This window comes from Methylobacterium nonmethylotrophicum (assembly GCF_004745635.1).
GTDB lineage: Bacteria > Pseudomonadota > Alphaproteobacteria > Rhizobiales > Beijerinckiaceae > Methylobacterium > Methylobacterium nonmethylotrophicum.
Genome location: NZ_SRLB01000004.1, coordinates 185,166 through 201,859 on the forward strand (window position 1 = coordinate 185,166; position 16,694 = coordinate 201,859).

Annotated in this window: 15 protein-coding genes; 8 read left to right on the top strand and 7 right to left on the bottom strand. The window is 70.8% G+C overall.

From position 1 onward, the window contains the following. The first annotated feature begins 100 nt into the window (after window positions 1-100). The 3 genes from EU555_RS05880 to EU555_RS05890 all read left to right on the top strand — a co-directional run bounded on the left by EU555_RS05880 (window position 101) and on the right by EU555_RS05890 (window position 3,543). Window positions 101-1,000, top strand: coding sequence for an NAD(P)-dependent oxidoreductase (locus EU555_RS05880; RefSeq protein WP_135413736.1), 900 nt, complete (start codon window positions 101-103; stop codon window positions 998-1,000). A gap of 68 nt (window positions 1,001-1,068) precedes the next feature. Continuing rightward, window positions 1,069-2,322 carry an ABC transporter substrate-binding protein gene (locus EU555_RS05885; RefSeq protein WP_135413737.1) on the top strand — a complete coding sequence of 418 codons (1,254 nt, stop codon included), beginning with the start codon at window positions 1,069-1,071 and terminating at the stop codon, window positions 2,320-2,322. 132 nt (window positions 2,323-2,454) lie between these two features. Beyond that, window positions 2,455-3,543, top strand: coding sequence for a glycerol dehydrogenase (locus EU555_RS05890; RefSeq protein WP_135413738.1), 1,089 nt, complete (start codon window positions 2,455-2,457; stop codon window positions 3,541-3,543). 127 nt (window positions 3,544-3,670) lie between these two features. Here EU555_RS05890 and EU555_RS05895 read toward each other — a convergent pair whose 3' ends face one another. From EU555_RS05895 to EU555_RS05925, 7 genes are all read right to left on the bottom strand, one after another. Next, window positions 3,671-4,456, bottom strand: coding sequence for an SDR family NAD(P)-dependent oxidoreductase (locus tag EU555_RS05895; RefSeq protein ID WP_135413739.1), 786 nt, complete (start codon window positions 4,454-4,456; stop codon window positions 3,671-3,673). A 274-nt stretch (window positions 4,457-4,730) separates the two neighbouring features. Continuing rightward, complete coding sequence (locus EU555_RS05900; RefSeq protein ID WP_135413740.1) at window positions 4,731-5,444, bottom strand: ABC transporter ATP-binding protein; 714 nt, start codon at window positions 5,442-5,444, stop codon at window positions 4,731-4,733. Between the two features lie 3 nt (window positions 5,445-5,447). Then, the gene (locus EU555_RS05905) at window positions 5,448-6,215 is read right to left on the bottom strand and encodes an ABC transporter ATP-binding protein (RefSeq protein WP_135413741.1); all 768 of its coding nucleotides are present in this window, start codon (window positions 6,213-6,215) and stop codon (window positions 5,448-5,450) included. Continuing rightward, a complete protein-coding gene (locus EU555_RS05910; RefSeq protein ID WP_135413742.1) occupies window positions 6,215-7,273 on the bottom strand; it encodes a branched-chain amino acid ABC transporter permease in 1,059 nt (352 codons plus the stop codon). The genes EU555_RS05905 and EU555_RS05910 overlap by 1 nt, the downstream gene beginning before the upstream one ends. Before the next feature lies 1 nt (window position 7,274). Continuing rightward, window positions 7,275-8,177 carry a branched-chain amino acid ABC transporter permease gene (locus EU555_RS05915; RefSeq protein ID WP_135413743.1) on the bottom strand — a complete coding sequence of 301 codons (903 nt, stop codon included), beginning with the start codon at window positions 8,175-8,177 and terminating at the stop codon, window positions 7,275-7,277. Window positions 8,178-8,221: 44 nt separating this feature from the next. Continuing rightward, window positions 8,222-9,490 carry an ABC transporter substrate-binding protein gene (locus tag EU555_RS05920; RefSeq protein ID WP_135413744.1) on the bottom strand — a complete coding sequence of 423 codons (1,269 nt, stop codon included), beginning with the start codon at window positions 9,488-9,490 and terminating at the stop codon, window positions 8,222-8,224. A 165-nt stretch (window positions 9,491-9,655) separates the two neighbouring features. Further along, window positions 9,656-11,287 (bottom strand): flavin-containing monooxygenase, encoded by a 1,632-nt coding sequence (locus EU555_RS05925; RefSeq protein WP_135413745.1) that lies wholly within the window; start codon window positions 11,285-11,287, stop codon window positions 9,656-9,658. 281 nt (window positions 11,288-11,568) lie between these two features. Here EU555_RS05925 and EU555_RS05930 point away from each other — a divergent pair, with 281 nt between their 5' ends. The 5 genes from EU555_RS05930 (at window position 11,569) to repB (ending at window position 16,147) form a co-directional block, all read left to right on the top strand. Next, complete coding sequence (locus EU555_RS05930; RefSeq protein WP_135413746.1) at window positions 11,569-12,540, top strand: LysR family transcriptional regulator; 972 nt, start codon at window positions 11,569-11,571, stop codon at window positions 12,538-12,540. Window positions 12,541-12,940: 400 nt separating this feature from the next. Continuing rightward, window positions 12,941-13,198 carry a type II toxin-antitoxin system prevent-host-death family antitoxin gene (locus tag EU555_RS05935; RefSeq protein WP_135413747.1) on the top strand — a complete coding sequence of 86 codons (258 nt, stop codon included), beginning with the start codon at window positions 12,941-12,943 and terminating at the stop codon, window positions 13,196-13,198. Window position 13,199: 1 nt separating this feature from the next. After that, a complete protein-coding gene (locus tag EU555_RS05940) occupies window positions 13,200-13,622 on the top strand; it encodes a hypothetical protein (RefSeq protein WP_135413748.1) in 423 nt (140 codons plus the stop codon). 291 nt (window positions 13,623-13,913) lie between these two features. Continuing rightward, complete coding sequence (gene repA / locus EU555_RS05945) at window positions 13,914-15,137, top strand: plasmid partitioning protein RepA (protein ID WP_135413749.1); 1,224 nt, start codon at window positions 13,914-13,916, stop codon at window positions 15,135-15,137. Then, the gene (gene repB / locus EU555_RS05950) at window positions 15,134-16,147 is read left to right on the top strand and encodes a plasmid partitioning protein RepB (protein WP_135413750.1); all 1,014 of its coding nucleotides are present in this window, start codon (window positions 15,134-15,136) and stop codon (window positions 16,145-16,147) included. Before repA ends, repB begins: the two co-directional genes overlap by 4 nt. The last annotated feature ends 547 nt before the right edge of the window (window positions 16,148-16,694 follow it).

Consider the following 16,694-nt stretch of genomic DNA (forward strand, 5'->3'; position numbering starts at 1 on the left):
GCCGCGGCGGCCTAAGATCGCGATCGAGAAGAAGCGCCGAGAAGAAGCGGCAAGACCAGGCGTCGCTCTACCAGGCGTCGTTCTGGACGGGAGGACAGGCATGGAGATGGTGGGGTTCGTCGGGCTCGGCCGCATGGGCCGGCCCATGGCGTCCAACCTGTGCCGCAAGGGCTTCCGGCTCGTCGTGAACGACGTGAACCCGGCCGCCGTGCAGGAGCTCGAGAGCCTGCAGGCGCGCGGGGCGGCGAGCGCGGCCGAGGTGGCGGGACAGGCCGGGATCGTCGTCACGATGCTGCCGAACTCGGCGGTGGTGCGCGAGGTGGTGGCCGGGCCCGACGGCATCCTGGCCCACGCCAGGCCGGGATCGCTCGTCATGGACATGAGCACGGTCTCGCCCGAGACCACGGACGAGCTCGCCGCGCTCGCCCGAGCCCGCGGCATCGGCTTCGTCGACGCGCCGGTCGGGCGTCTCGCGAGCCACGCCGACAAGGCTGAGTCGCTGTTCATGGTCGGCGCCTCGGAGGACGACTTCGCCCGGGTCAAGCCGCTCCTCGACGGCATGGGGTCGACGATCTTCCATTGCGGCCCGGTCGGGTCCGGGACGCGCACGAAGCTCGTCAACAACTACCTGGCGGTGACCTCCTGCCAGCTCAACGCCGAGGCGCTGGCGCTGTCGCAGCGGCTCGGCCTCGACCTCGAGCGCACGCTGGAGGTCCTGTACGGCACCACGGCGGTCAACGGGCAGCTGAAGATCGCCTGGCCGAGCAAGGTGCTGGCCGGCGACGTCGAGCCGGGCTTCACCATCGACCTCGCCCACAAGGACCTGACGCTCGTCAGCGAGGCCGCCCACGCCGCGCGGGTGCCGATGCCGATCCTGGCCGCCGCCCGCGAGGCGTTCTCGACCGCCCGGGCCCGCGGCTTCGGGACGAAGGATTTCTCCGCGATGGTCGACGCCTTGTGCGACCTCGCGGGCATCGAGAAGCCGCGCCTGCGCCGCTGAGCCGAGGCGACACGAGGAGGGACGCCGGCGGCCTCGACGCCGCACGGTCGATCCGGGAGGAGAACGCCATGGAGATCTCGCGGCGGGCCCTGATGGGCGGCGCCACCGCGCTCGCGGCCGCATGGAGCGGCGGCGTTCGCGCCCAAGGAAGCCGGCCCCAGACCGGCGGGGCTCCGGGTCAGAGGATCAAGATCGGCGTGCTGTCGGACTTCTCCGGCATCTACACCGACCTGCTCGGGCCGGGCGGCGTCGCCTGCGTGCAGCAGGCGGTGGCGGATTTCGGCCCCGAGCAGCACGGCTTCTCCGTCGAGGTCGTGTTCGCCGACCACCAGAACAAGCCGGATGTCGGATCGGCCATCGCCCGGCGGTGGTACGACGCCGAGGGCGTCGACATGGTGATCGGCCTGCCCAACTCGTCGGTCGCGCTCGCGCTCGCCTTCGTGACGGCCGAGCGCAACAAGGCCTGCATCGGCACCGCGGTCACCTCGATGGACTTCACCGGCGCGCAATGCACGCCGAACACCATCAACTGGACCTACGACGCCTACATGCTGGCCAAGGCGCTCGGCACCGAGACCGTCAAGGCCGGCGGGCGCAAATGGTACTTCATCACCACCGACAACGCCTTCGGCAACGCGATCCAGGGCGAGACGGCGGGCTTCGTGCAGCAGGCCGGCGGCACGGTGGTGGGCAATTCCCGCTACCCGATCGGCGCGACCGACTACTCGTCCTTCCTGATCGCCGCGCAGGGGAGCGGGGCCGATGTCCTCGGCCTGGCGCTCGGCGGCACCGACATGGTGAACTGCCTCAAGCAGGCGAGCGAGTTCGGCCTGCGCGACCGCATGCGGGTCGCCGCGCCGGTGATGTTCCTCAACGACATCAACGCGCTCGGCCTCCCCCTGACGCAGGGATTGCTGCACACCAACAGCTTCTACTGGGACGCCAGTGACCGCACGCGCGCCTTCACGCAGCGCGTGCTGCCGCGGATGCAGGGCGCCTATCCGGGCATGGTCCATGCCGGCTGCTATGCCGGGACGCTCCACTATCTCAAGGCGGTCGCCGCCCTCGGCGTCGCGGCCGCCAAGGCGAGCGGCGCCGCGGCCGTGGCAAAGATGAAGGCGATGCCGGCCGACGACGACGCCTTCGGCCGCACCGTGGTGCGCCAGGACGGCCGCGCCCTGGTCCCGGCCTTCCTCCTCCAGGTGAAGAAGCCCGAGGAGAGCCGGGCGCGGTGGGATTACTGCAAGGTGGTGACCGAGATCTCCGGGCCGGACGCCGCCAAGCCCCTCGCCCAGGGCGGATGCCCGCTCGTCAGGACGTGAGACGTCCCGGATCCGGGACGGCGTAGGACCGGCTGGACCTGTCCGGTCGGGGAGTCTCGGCTTCGATCGCCGTACGGATGACCGCTTCGGCGAATGATGCATAGATCCTCCGAGGGGTGAGGGAGAGCATCCATGACCGTGAGGATCTTCGGGGCGCCGCCGCGCTACCACCAGGGACCGGGGGCGATCCGGGACATCGGCGGGATCGCCCGCTCCCTGTCCGCCTCGGCCTGCGTCGTCGTCGACGAGGGCGTGCGCGCGGTCGTGGCCGAGCCGATCGCCGCGAGCCTGCGCGAGGCCGGCGTGGCGGCACGCCTCGTGCCGTTCTCGGGCGAGATCACCTACGCGGCGATCGACAGGCTCGTCGCGGCGGTCCGCGCCGACGCCCCGGGCCTCGTCGTCGCGGCGGGCGGCGGCAAGGCCCTCGACGTCGGCAAGGGCGTGGCCGTGCGCCTGGGCGTGCCGGTCGTCACGGTCCCGACCATCGCGTCGAACGACGCGCCGACGAGCGCCATCTTCGTGGTCTACGACGAGAACCACGCCGTGGCGGCGGTCGACCGGATGGGCCGCAACCCCGACGCGGTCGTGGTCGACACGGCGCTGATCGCCCGGGCGCCGGCCCGGTTCCTGCGCGCCGGCATCGGCGACGCGGTCACCAAGGCGTTCGAGGCGAGGGGCTGCCGCGCCGGGACCGGGGTGACGCCCTTCGGCACGCGGCCGCTCCTGACCGGCGCGGCCATCGCGGACGCCGCTTACGCGACCCTGCGCGCCCATGGGGCGGCGGCGCTCGAGGCGGTCGAACGGAACGAGGTCACGGAGGACGTGGAGGCCACGATCGAGGCCTGCATCCTGATGAGCGGCCTCGGCTTCGAGAATGGCGGGCTGTCGCTCGCCCACGCGATGACCCGGGGCCTCGTCAAGGCCCGGGGCGCGCGGGACGCGCCGCATGGCGAGCAGGTCGCCTACGCGGTGGTGGTCCAGTGCGCCGTCGAGCGTCATCCCGAGGCCGGGGTCCTCGACCTGACGGGCTTCCTGCGCGGGATCGGCCTGCCGGTCCGCCTCGCCGATCTCGGGATGGAGGGAGCGACGCCCGAGGAGATCGAGGACATCGCTCGCCTGACGATGACGGCGCCCCACATCGCCAACCTGCCGTTCCGGGTCACGGCGGACGACATCGCCGCCGGCATGCGGCGGGTCGAGGACCTGGCGGCGTCGCGATGAGGCCCTGCCCCGCCATCAGCAGAAACGCGTCCCGCCGTTGAGGTCGAAGCTCGCCCCTGGGGCGTAGCCGGCGACCGCGCCGCACAGGACGATGCGCCCCTCCCCTGCCGTTGCGGGCCGGCTCGCCTCAGCGAGCCGCGCGCAGGCCGCCATAGGTCGTGAGGTGCGAGCCCGCGAGCCAGCCCGCATCCACCGGCAGGTTAATGCCGGTGATGGCGGCGGCGTCGTCCGAGAGCAGGAAGGCCACGCCGCGGCCGATCTCGGCGGGCTCGACCAGGCGGCCGAGGGCTGCTGCCTCGGTGAGCAGGCGCGGGTCGCGCTGGCCGCGGTCGATCGCGGCCTGGAGCGGCGGCGTGGCGACGTAGCCCGGCGAGACGGCGTTCACCCGCACCCCCGAGCGTCCCCACTCGGCGGCGAGGCAGGCCGCCATGTGGACCACCGCCGCCTTCGAGGGCGCGTAGGCGTGGAGCGGGGCCGTGCGCCACGCGGTGACCGAGCCGGTGATCACGATGCCGCCGCGGCCGCGCTTGGCCATCCGGGTCCCGGCCGTCAGGCACGACACGTAGACCCCGCGCAGGTTGACCGCGATGATGCGGTCGAACTCGGAGAGCGGCAGATCCTCCGGCCGGCCCCCGGGCTGGATCAGCCCGGCATTGGCGACGAGCGCCTCGACGGGGCCGAGCCGCCCCTCGATCTCCGCGAAGGCCGCCTCCGTCGCCCCCTCGTCCACCACGTCGAAGGGCACCGCCTCGGCCCCGATCGATCCGGCCACGGCGCGGGCGCGCTCGGCGTCGATGTCGGAGATGACCGTGCGCCAGCCGCGCTCCGCCAGCACCCCCGCCACGGCAAGCCCGATCCCGCTCGCACCACCGGTCACCAGGGCGACCCGGCCACGTCCCTCGTTGCGCTCCATGTCGTTCTCCCGTTCGTTCGATCGCGTCCCGCGCGGCTCAGAGCCCGGTGCACGCGCCGAAATGGCGTCGTCAGCGTCTGTTCCATCCTACCCGCGACCTCATCCTGAGGTGACCGGCGATCGGAGATCGCTGCGCGCAGCGGCCTCGAAGGAGGGCTCCAGAAGGCTGTGCGATCCCTGGAGGCCTCCTTCGAGGTCAGTCCATCTGCGATGGCCTGACACCTCAGGATGAGGTCGCGAGCAGGAGGATTCGCAAGCCAAATCAATCGGTTGCTCACACAGCCAGGTAGCGCTGCGTGATCGCCGCGTTGCCGCGCAACTCCGCCACCGGCGCGCGGTAGACGACCTGCCCCTTGTCGACGACGGTCGCGTGGGTGGCGATGTCGAGGCAGAAATGCATGTTCTGCTCGGCGAGCAGGATCGTGACGCCCATGCCGCGCAGCGTGCGGATCAGCCCGCCGATCGCCTGGACGATGATCGGCGCCAGACCCTCGCTCGGCTCGTCGAGGAGCAGCACGTCGGGATTGCCCATCAGGGCGCGGGCGATGGTGAGCATCTGCTGCTCGCCGCCCGAGAGGCGCCCGGCGGTGCGGGTGCGCATGCCGGCGAGGATCGGGAAGACCTCGTAGATCCGCGTCAGGGTCCAGTACGCTTCGCCCCGCCGCCCGCGCTTGGCGGCGACGATCAGGTTGTCCTCGACGCTGTGCTCGGGGAAGACCTGCCGGTCCTCCGGCACGTAGCCGATGCCGGCCCGCGCGATGCGGTAGGGCGCGCGCCCCGAGACGGTCTCGCCGGAGAGCACCACCTCGCCGCGTCGGGCCGGGACGAGGCCGGCGATCGCCTTGAAGGTCGTGCTCTTGCCGGCGCCGTTGCGGCCGAGCAGCGCCATGGTCTGGCCCTTCTCGACCACGAGGTCGAGGCCGAACAGGATCTGGCTGGCGCCGTAATAGACGTCGGCGCCGCGGACCTCGAGCATCGGGTTGCTCATGCGTCAGGCCTCCCCGACCGTCTCGGACAGGCGGTGATCGGTGCCGAGATAAGCGTCGATCACGTCCTGGTTGCGCCGGATCTCGTCCGGACTCCCCTGCGCCAGGACCGCGCCGTACTTCAGGACGTGGATCGTCTGGGCGATCTTGAAGACGATGTCCATGTCGTGCTCGATGAACAGCATGGTCATGCCGGTGACCTCCCACAGGCGATGGACCTTGCCGATCATGCGCCAGCGCTCTTCCGGCCCCATGCCGGCGGTGGGCTCGTCGAGGAGGAGCACCTTCGGGTCCATCGCCAGGGCGAGCCCGATATCGAGGAGCTTCTGGTCGCCGTGCGAGAGGTTGGCCGAGAGGACGTCCGCCTTCGGCGCGAGGCCGAGGAGGTCCATGATCTCGTCCGCCCGCCGGCCGGCCGCCGCGACGGGAAAGCGCGAGAAGACCCGCCGCGAGCCGCGCTGGTGCGAGACCACGGCGGCGGTCAGCGCCTCCCGGACCGTGAGGCTCGGAAACAGCGAGGCGACCTGGAACGCCCGCGCCATGCCGCGCCGCACCACCTCGAGGCTCGAGAGCCCGACGATGTCGGTGCCGTCGAACAGCACCCGGCCCTCGTCCGGCCGGACATGGCCGGAGATCAGGTTGAAGAACGTGGTCTTGCCGGCGCCGTTCGGGCCGATGATCGCCGTCAGCGAGCCGGCGGGGAAGTCGATCGAGACGTCCCGGGTGGCGCGCACGCCGCCGAACGACTTCGAGAGGTGCTCGACGCGCAGCATCACACGGTCCTGCCCTTGAGGGCGCCGTCGCCGATCGGCTCGGCCTCGAGGCTGCCGGGAGCCGGTCCCGCGGCCCGGGGCGCGCGGCGGGCCTGGAGCCAGTCGAACAGGACGTCGGCGAGGCCGCGGCGCAGGCCCAGCACGATGACGAGGATGACCGTGCCGAGCACCAGGCCGTGATGCTCGGTGTAGATCGTCACGAAGTGGTTGAGGGTCTGGAGCAGCAGCGTGCCGACGAGCGGGCCGAGGAAGATCTTGATGCCCCCCAGCATGATCATGAAGATCGCCTCGCCCGACGTCGTCCAGAAGGCGAATTCCGGGTAGGCGCCGGAGACGAACAGGGCGAGGATCAGCCCGCCGACGCTCGCCATCGCGGCCGCGAAGACGAAGATGCCGAGCTTCATCGCGGTGACGTCGACGCCCAGGAAGTTCGCCCGCGCCGGGTTGTCGCGGATCATCCGCAGCGTGTAGCCGAAGGGCGATTGCGACACCTGGCGCATCGCCAGGATGCAGAGCACGAACACCACCGCGCAGGCGCCGTAGAGCGTCCTGGCGTCGTTGAGGTCGAGGCCGAGGACAGGCGGGCGCGGGATGCCGCCGCGCAGGCCCTGGTCGCCGCCGGTCAGGCTCACCCAGGTCACGATCACGCTGTGGATGAACATCTGGAAGGCGAGCGTGATGAAGGAGAAGTAGATCTCCTTGAGCCGCACGCAGATCGCCCCGATGACGAGGGCGACGAGCGCCGTGCCGCCGACCGCCGCCAGCACGCCCACCGGAATCGAGACCCGGCCGGTCTGCATCAGGAGCCCGAACACGTAGGCGCCGGTGGCGAAATAGGCGGCGTGGCCGAACGACACGAGGCCGGTGAGCCCGACGAGCAGGTTCAGCGACATCGCCAGGAGCCCGTAGGCGAAGAAGTAGATCAGGAAGTCGCGCAAGGCCGGGGCCGGGAAGGCCATCGGCAGGGCGAGGAGCAGGGCGAGGCCCGTAAGGGCGATGGCGACGTCGCGGGCGAGACCCGGGCGCCGGAGACCGGCGGGCGAGAGACCGGGGCGCATGTCAGGCGGCCTCCCGGCCGAGCAGGCCGCTCGGCTTGACGACGAGCACCAGGGCCATCAGGGCGAACATCAGCCCGTCGACGAAGAGCGGGAAGCCGATCGCCCCGAAGGCGCGGGTGAAGCCGATGAGCAGGGCGGCCAGGAACGCGCCGGCGATCGACCCCATGCCGCCGATCACCGTGACGATGAAGCTCTCGATCAGGATCGAGACGCCCATGCCGGGGGTGAGGGTGCGGATCGGCGCCGCCAGCGCCCCGGCGAGGCCGGCGAGCAGGCTGCCGAGACCGAACACGCCGGCATAGAGCAGCGTCGTGTTGATGCCGAGCGCGCCCACCATCTGCGGGTTGATGGCGAGCGCCCGCACGATCTTGCCGAGCCGCGTCCGGTTGATGCCGAGCCAGAGGACGAGGCCCGCCGCGAGGGCGACCCCGACCATGAACAGGTAGTAGCCCGGCACGAAGCCGCCGGCGATCTCCACGGGCGGCAGCGCGAAGGCGTCGGGCATGCCCATCATGCGGTACTCGCCGCCGTAGAGGAGCTTCACGCCGTCGTCGAGGATCAGGATCATCGCGTAGCAGACGAGGAGCTGCATCAGGATGTCCCGCCCGTAGACCCGGCTCATCACCAGCCGCTCGAACGCCATCCCGAACAGCCCGACCCCGAGCGCCCCGGCCGCCAGCGCGGCCAGGAAGCTCCCGGTCAGGGCGTAGGCGGTGAAGGCGCAATAAGCGCCCATCATGTAGAAGGCGCCGTGGGTGAAGTTGATGATGCCGAGTACCCCGAAGATCAGGGACAGGCCCGAGGTGACGAGGAACATGAGCATCCCGACGATCAGCCCGGTCGAGACCTGGGTGACCGCGCAGGATGCCGACGACAGGCAGTCGGCCAGGGCCTCGAGGTTCAAGGCTTTTCTCCCCGGGGGTCAGGAGGGGGATGTGACGGCGCGGTTCAGGCGTAGCCCTTGCTCTTCTTCCACTGCGCCTCGAGCTCGACGATCTTGCTCCAGTCGACGTCGGAAAAATCCTCGACGAAGGGCGCCTTCGGCACGGTGCGGCCCCAGGCGACGGGGTAGCCGATGATCGTGTGGTCGGTGTCGCGCATGGTGATCGCGTCGCCGACCGCGAAGGGCGCGGGCAGCGTCATGCCCTTGAGGGCGCCGGCGAGCGCGGTGCCCTCGGTGCGGCCGCCCGTGCGCTTGAGCGCCTCGGCCATGAACTGGCAGGCAAGATAGGTCTGCCAGGCCCAGTTGGTCGGCTCGTGGCCGGCGATCTTCGCGAAGGCGTCCGCGAAGGCGGCGTTGGCGGGCTTGGCCGGATAGTTGCGGTTGTAGCGGTAGGCGGTGTTGAGCCCCGGCGGCAGCTGCTTGATCGCCGTCAGCACCGGCGGGTCGCCGAGGCCGCCCGAGAACATCGTGATGGAGTTGAACAGCCGGTAGAGGTTGCTCTGCTCGATGAAGGCCACGAGGTCGCCGCCCCACAGCGCCGAGTACACGGCCTGCGGCTTCGTCTGCAGGATCTTGGTGATGCTCTCGGTGTAGTCGGGGGCGAAGAGCTTCGGCCAGACCTGGTCGACGGTCTCGATCGAGGGCTCGAACACCTTGGCGAATTCGAGGAACTCGGCGGTGTTGTCGCGGCCGTAGGCATAGTCGGGCGAGCAGGTCATCCAGCGCTTGAGCCCCTTCTGCTTGGCGATCCGCGCCGCGTAGGTGCCGCCCGCGACCGCGTCGTGGATGCCCTGGCGGGCGCAGCGGAAGGCGGTCTTGACGTGCAGCTTCGGGTCGGCGGAGAGCGAGGAGGTCTCCGAGCAGGTGTGCAGGCACAGGACCGGCAGGTCGCGGATCACCTCGTGCACCGCGAAGGCCCCGGACGAGGCCTCGCCGTCGATGATGATCTCGCAGCCGTCGTTGTTGATGAGGTCGCGGGTCACCTTGGCGGCCTCGTCGGGCCGGCCCTTGGAATCGCGGTCGATCAGCTCGAGCGTGCGCCCGTTGATGCCGCCGGCCTCGTTGATCTGCCGGAAGGCGAGCTGCGCGGCGGCCCGGCTCGACGTGCCGAGGATCGCGACGCGCCCCGACAGGATCGTCGGCATCCCGACCCGGATCGCCTTCGCCTGGGCGCCCGCGATGTGCGGGAACCCGGTGACCGCGGCGCCCGCCGCCAGCCCGCCCAACACCTGCCGGCGCGAAGGCGCGCGGCCGCTGACCGTGTTCGTGCCCATCTGGTTCCCGTCCCTGATCGTGCAACCCGAGCGTTTTCGCCCTAGGCCTGTGCTGGCGTCTTGTTGTGTTGTCTTGTGCTTGGTGCGTCGATCCTCCGGCAAGGCCGGAGGCGAGTCAATCGATAGGCAACCGAGACGTTCGTCGGCTCGCCGGCCGACGATCCGTCACCGCAGGGAGAAGCCCCGGTAGCCCTCGGCGGCGACGCGCTCGCAGATGCCGCGGTAATGCGCCATGCCGCCCGCATAGGGCATGAACACCCGCGGCTTGCCCGGCACGTTGGCGCCCAGGTACCACGAGCTGCTCGCCATCGGCAGCAGGGTCGCGGAGGCCGCCCGGTTGACCTCCGCCCCCCAGGTCTCCGCCGCCTCCGCCGTCGCCTCGATCCGGTCGAGCCCGCGCGCGCGCAGATGGGCGATGCAGTCGGCGATCCACTCGGCGTGCTGCTCGATCGCCACCGGCATGTTGGTGAGCACGGAGGGGCTGCCCGGCCCGGTCACCGTGAACAGGTTCGGGAAGCCCGGCACCTGCAGCCCGAGATAGCTCTTCGGGCCCGCCGCCCACACCTCCTTGAGGGCGAGCCCGTCGCGGCCCCGGATGTCGAGCTTGAGCAGCGGGCCGGTCAGGGCGTCGAAGCCGGTGGCGAACACGATCACGTCGAGCGGGTAGGTCGCGTCCGCGGTGCGCACCCCCTCCGGGACGATCGCGTCGATCGGCGTCCTCTTCAGGTCGACGAGCGTGACGTTGTCGCGGTTGAAGGTCTCGAAGTAGTTCGTGTCGATCGGCGGGCGCTTCGTCGCGAACAGGTGGTCGCGCGGCGTCAGCGTCTCGGCCAGAGCCGGATCCTTGACGATGCTGCGGATCTTTTCCCGGATGAACTCCGACGCGGTCTCGTTGGCGTCCCGGTCGAGCATGATGTCGCGGAAGACGGCGCGGAAGCGCAGGCCTCCCCGCTCCCAGGCCGCCTCGTAGATCGCCTGGCGCTCCTGCGGCGAGACGTCGAAGGCCGAGCGGTCGTGGAAGTCGAACGGGTGGCCGTTCGGCGCCGCGCGGGCCTTGGCGCGCAGCTCCGAAGAGTTCTCCCGCACCCAGGCCTTGAACGCGTCGTCCATCGGGCCGTTGCGGGCCGGCACGCTGTAATTGGCGGTGCGCTGGAAGACCGTGAGATGCGCCGCCTCCGCGGCGATCACGGGCGTCGCCTGGATGCCGGTCGAGCCGGTGCCGATCAGCCCGACCCGCTTGCCGGAGAAGTCGACGCCCTCGTGCGGCCAGCGGCCGGTATGGTACCAGGCGCCCGCGAACGTCTCGAGGCCGGGGATCGCCGGCACGTTGGCGCTCGACAGGCAGCCGACCGCGGCGATCAGGAACTGCGCCTCGAACCGCTCGCCGTCGTCCGTCGTCACGCTCCAGCGGTTTCGCGCCTCGTCATAGGCGGCCCCGGAGACCCGGGTTTCGAGCTGGATGTCGCGCCGCAGGTCGAAGCGGTCGGCGACGTGGTCGAGGTAGCGGCGGATCTCGCCGTGCTCGGGGTAGCGCTCGGTCCATTCCCACTCGTCCTCGAGCTCGCGCGAGAACGAGTAGGAATAGTAGTAGCTCTCGGAATCGCAGCGCGCGCCCGGATAGCGGTTCCAGTACCAGGTGCCGCCGATGCCGTCCGCCGCCTCCAGCACCCGCACCGACAGGCCGAGCCGGTCGCGCAAGAGGTGCAGCTGGTACAGGCCCGAGAACCCGGCCCCGACGATGATCGCGTCGTAGCGGCGCGGCTCGGCCCCGATGGTCTCCGCACGCGGATTCCCCATGGCGTCCTCCCTGGCCGGACGCGTCGCCGGAAAAACCCCGGGCGCGGTCCGTCTCGTTCGTGTGGCGAGGCCGATCCGCCGTTGCGACGAGGTCGTGCCTCTCGATCCTTGAACTGCAGGCCATGGCGTGGCCGCAGCGGCCCGGCGCCAAGAATCGCGGTCCCGATCGCCCGGCGCCGATGAGCCTCGACGCTAGCGCGTTGCGGAAGGGGCATCCATTTCCTAGTCTGCGAACCACATGTGAAAAATCTTCACAAGTCCGTCAGGGAGGCGCACCGGTCATGAACCGCTTCGGGGAGATGCTGGTCTTCGTGCGGGCGGTGGAGGATGGCGGCTTCTCGGCCGCTGGCCGCAGCCTGACGATGACGCCCTCGGCGGTGAGCAAGCTGATCGGCCGCCTGGAGAGCCGGCTCGGCGTGGCGTTGTTCAACCGGGCCGCCCGCACCGTCACGCTGACGGCGGAAGGAGAGGCGTTCTACACCGCGGCCCTGCGGGCGATCGAGGCGGTCGAGGACGCCGAGGCCTCGGTGCTGGGCGGCAGGGCGGCGCAGGGCACGCTGCGCGTCCGCTCGATGCCGACCTTCGCGACCCATCAGCTCGCCCCCCTGATCCCGGTCTTCCGGCGCCTGCATCCGGGCATGCGGCTCGACTTCGTCCTCAGCATGGAGCCCGGCAACCTGCTCGACGGCGGGATCGACGTGGCGATCCATGTCGGCGAGCTCGCCGATTCGTCCCTGGTGGCCCGGCGGTTCGCCAGCACCCGCTGGATCATCTGCGCCGCGCCGGCCTATCTCGCGGCCCGGGGAACACCGCGGTGCCCGGAGGATCTGGCGGCCCACGAATGCCTGAACTTTCCCTCCACCGCGCCCTGGAGCACCTGGAGCCTGCGCGACGAGGCCGGGACGACCCGGCGGCTCAAGCCGGCCGGGAGCGTGGCGGCGAATACCGGCCAGATGCTGCTCGCCATGGCCCGCGCCGGGGCCGGGATCGTGCGGCTGGCCGAGTTCCACATCATCCACGACCTGCGCGCCGGCCGGCTGGTCGAGCTCTTCCCGGAGCGCCACAGCGGCGCCGAGGATCCGATCTACGCCCTCTATAACGGCCGGCGGCACCTCAGCCCGCGGATCCGCGTCTTCCTGGACTTCCTGGAGATGTCGTTCTCCCAGCAGCCGCCGTCCTGGGAGAGATCCCTGGACGAGCGCGTGCGGGGACGGCCTCACGAGGTGCTCCTGACGGAGGTCCCGCATCGCTGACAGATCCGGTGACGGCGCGTCCCTTGAGCGGGACCGGGAGTTGGTGGGGCTGCCGCTGCGAGCGCGATGTCGACCGCCGCACTCGACCCGCCGTCGCACGCCCGCGCGGCCTTCTCTCGCAAGTGATACGCTCGCGCCGCCTCGCTCGGCCGGCCTCGATGCGGCGGGTCGCATGAGGGCCGGCCTCTTCCCGCGTGACCTCGCGATTGCCGCCACCCTCCAGGCGATCGCCGCTCATCCTCATGGACAAGTCCCCTCCCCTGCCGATTACCGAGGAGCTGGCGCCGGCCTGCGCGCTTCGTCCAGGACCTCGAACTGCGACCGGCGGCAGCGGCGGGCAACCAGGTTGGTGCTTGTTCGGATTATATGTATAATCGCGATAATTCAGAGGACGTACGGAATGCCGGACAGAACCGTCACGACCGCCGAGTTTCTCCGTCACTTCGGCCGCTACCACGACGAGGCGCGGCTGGCGCCGCTCACCCTGACCAAGCACGGCCGGCCGTCTCTGGTCGTGCTCTCGATCGACGCCTACCAGCAACTGACAGCCCAGGCCGACCCCCGTCGGGCCTATGCCGCAGGCGAGACGCCACCAGATCTGGCGCACCTCATCCTGGCCGAACTCGACCGGCAATCCGCCGAGCACCGGGACGAATAGGATGGCCAACCCGTTCCCGTCGGGTTCGGTCATCACCTATCCTTACCTGTGGCGCTGGCAGCACGAGGAAGGGCGCGCCGATGCGCCCAAGGATCGTCCCACTTGCTTGGCCATCGCAGTCCCCGACCGAACCCAGGGCCTGACCCACCTCGTCCTGCTGGCCATCTCCGGGACGCCGCCGACCGAGGAACAGGCTGCCCTCGAGATTCCGGCACTCGAATTGCGCCGGGCCGGCCTGTCGACGCTCAAGCGCGGTTGGGTCACGGTCAGCGAGTATAATTACGACGTTGTCGAGAGATCCTTCCACTTCGACCCGAACCAGAAGGCACGCGGTTCGTTCGGCCCCGGCTTCATGAACCGGATCCGCGACGCGATCCGCCCGCTCTTCGCCGCCGCCCAAGGCCGGATCGATCGAACCCGCTGACCGCATCGCCTTTCTCGTTGCGGGGTGAAACGATGTCATCGACGCTGCGGGGCGCGGGCGCGTGACCGGAGATCGATGCGTCGCCCGGAACCGTCGCGACGCGGATCGGAATACGGCCGCCCTCTCCTTCTCGGCTCTCGCGCATCGCTTCACGCGCGATGGTGTGCGCCGCGGATGCTTAGCTTGTGCGGGGCTTGCGGCGGGCGCGACTCCCTGCCTCGACGCAGTCCTCTCCTCTCGCTTGCGGTGTTATGGTCGAATCTGCCGTTTCACCGTGAACGAGACAGGTCGATGAATCACCACGTCCAGCCGAGCGGGCCGGTGTCGCCCAACCAGATCGCGGGCCGCGATGCCCAGATCCTGGGTGCGAAGCTGCGCGAGATCGCGTCCGTCGTCTTCTCGCCGTCTCAGGCGAAGACCCTGCGCCGGTACACGTCGGGCGAGGTCGCCCGGATCCTCGGGGTGACCGACAGCCGGATCCGGCAGCTGCCCCCCAGCCTGCTCGTCTCGCCGCCCGAAGTCGCCCCGGGCGGACGCCGGCTCTTCACCCTGGCGGACATCCACGCGCTGCGCGCCCATCTCGACGAGATCGACCGGGTCGGCCGACGCTATCTCCCGCACCGGGATCCCGCCAAGGGCGAGCACCTCCAGGTCATCGCCTGCGTGAACTTCAAGGGCGGCTCCGGCAAGACGACGACCTCGGCGCACCTCGCCCAGTCCCTGGTCCTGCGCGGGTACCGCGTGCTCGCCATCGATCTCGATCCGCAGGCCAGCCTCTCGACCCTTCTGGGGGTCAGGCCCGAGAACGAGCCGGAGCCCTACCCGACCATCTACGATGCGATCCGCTACGGCGATCAGCGGCGCCCCTTCGACGCGGTGATCCGGCAGACCTACTTCACCGGCCTGGATCTGGTCGCGGCCGACCTGGAGCTGGAGGTCTTCGAGTTCGAGGCGCCGATGCAGTCGGCGCGGCGCAAGCCCAACGATCCGGAGCCGCCGTTCTTCGCGCGGATGGGCCTCGCCCTGAACGAGGTGGCGGACCGCTACGACGTCGTGGTGATCGACTGTCCCCCGCGGCTCGGCTACCTGACGATCGCGGCGCTCTGCACGGCGACCGCGCTCCTCATCACGATCCATCCGCAGATGCTCGACGTGTCGAGCATGCGCCAGTTCCTGACCATGATGGACGAGATCATGGAGCCCGTGCGCGAGCAGGGCGCCGCCCCGTCGCACGACTGGTTCCGCTACCTCGTCACCCGCTTCGAGCCGCAGGACACGCCGCAGACCGAGGTGGTCGCGATGCTGCGCGGCCTGTTCGGCGAGCGCGTCCTGACCAAGGCCATGCTGCAATCGGCGGCGATCTCGAATTCCGGCCTTCGCGGGCAGACCGTCTACGAGACACCGCTCCGGCGCGACGAGGTCACGGGCTCGACCTACCGGCGCGCGCTCGACGCCCTCGACGCCGTCAACGGGGAGATCGAAGGTCTCATCACCCGCGCCTGGGGCCGCGCATGAACCAGAAGAAGCGCCTCAGCGCCATCATGGGCGCGCCGGTCCAGGCCGATGCCCCGCACCAGGCATCGCCTGACGCGTCAATGGGTTACGCCCCTGTAGCAGGTGCTACGGCACCCTCCCCGGCCCCGGAGAAGCGCCCGGCGGCGGCGCGCTCGATGGCGGCGATGTGGGCGGCCTCCCGGCCCGCTCCGGCGGAGGTCGACGGCGCGGTGGTCGACCTCGACCCCGATCTCTGCCTGCCCTCGGCCATCGCCGACCGGGTTCCCGACGTCACCGACGAGGCGTTCGACGCCTTCGTCGCCCAGATCCGTGAGGAAGGTCAGCATACCCCGATCCTGGTGCGACGGCATCCCCGGCGCGACGGCCAGTACGAGATCGCCTATGGGCGCCGCCGGACGCGGGCCGCCAAGGCTCTCGGCAAGCCCGTTCGCGCCGTCGTGCGCGACCTGAGCGATGCCGAACTCGTGGTGGCGCAGGGCTCCGAGAACCTGGCGCGGGAGGACCTGTCCTACATCGAGCGGGCGCACTTCGCCCGGAACATGGAGCGGGCCGGGATCGCCCGGGAGGTGATCCTCCGGGCGATGGGCGTGCATCGCCCGGACCTCGCCAACTACCTGGCGGTGGCCGAGGCGATCCCCGCCCCGGTGCTCGCCGCGATCGGGCCGGCCCCCAAGGTCGGGCGCCCGCGCTGGCTCACCCTCGCCGACCGGATCAAGGCCGCAGCCCCGGGCCAGGTCGACATCGCCCTCGCAGCGCCGGGTCTCGTCGGCAAGACCTCGGACGAGCGGTTTACCATGATTCTGAACGCCCTCGCGCCGCCGCCGCCGCGCAGGGCGAAGCCCCGGGCCGAGACCGTCAAGGACGCCCGGGGCGTGAAGTTCGCGCGCGTCGAGCGGAGTTCCGACGGCATGCGCGTGACGCTGGACGAGAAGGCGGAGCCGGGCTTCGCCGACTACCTCGCGGAGCGCCTTCCGGAGATCCTGGCCGCCTACCGGCAGAGCAAGGGCTGACCCGACGCGCTCCTCGAACAGGAAGGAGACGACGGCACCGCGACAGGCGCGCGGGGCTCGGCGTCCCGGCCGCCAGCGTGGCCCTGGTCGATGCCCGCGCGACCGTCCTGACCGGGACGGCCCGGCCAGTGGGGGCGGGGTCGAGCCTGATCGCCACCACGACCACTGGGGCAGGGGAGGGCGCTTTCACCGATTGGTGCGAACTCATCCCTCGCGCGGTCGCATCGGCGCCTGGCGCCTTTCCGCGCGGGCCCGTCCGGGCGCGGCGGTCGCACGCCGCTCATTCAAGGGCCTTGGCCGGGCAGCGTCAGGGCCCGGCAGCCTGCACTGAGCGTTGCCTTGATGCGACCTCAGAGACGGTTCGCGGCGTCCCGGATCGGATCGTCGCGCGGGACCGACCGCCCTCCAGATCCTGCCGCCGGCGGTGCCGCGGGCGCCGGCCAAGCTCGGCACCGACGTGCCGCTCGCGCGCCGGAGGTGCAAACGTCACGGCGCCGACGATGGCCGAACGGATCGGCGTGCCGAAGAGCCGCTGTCGCAGGGTCGG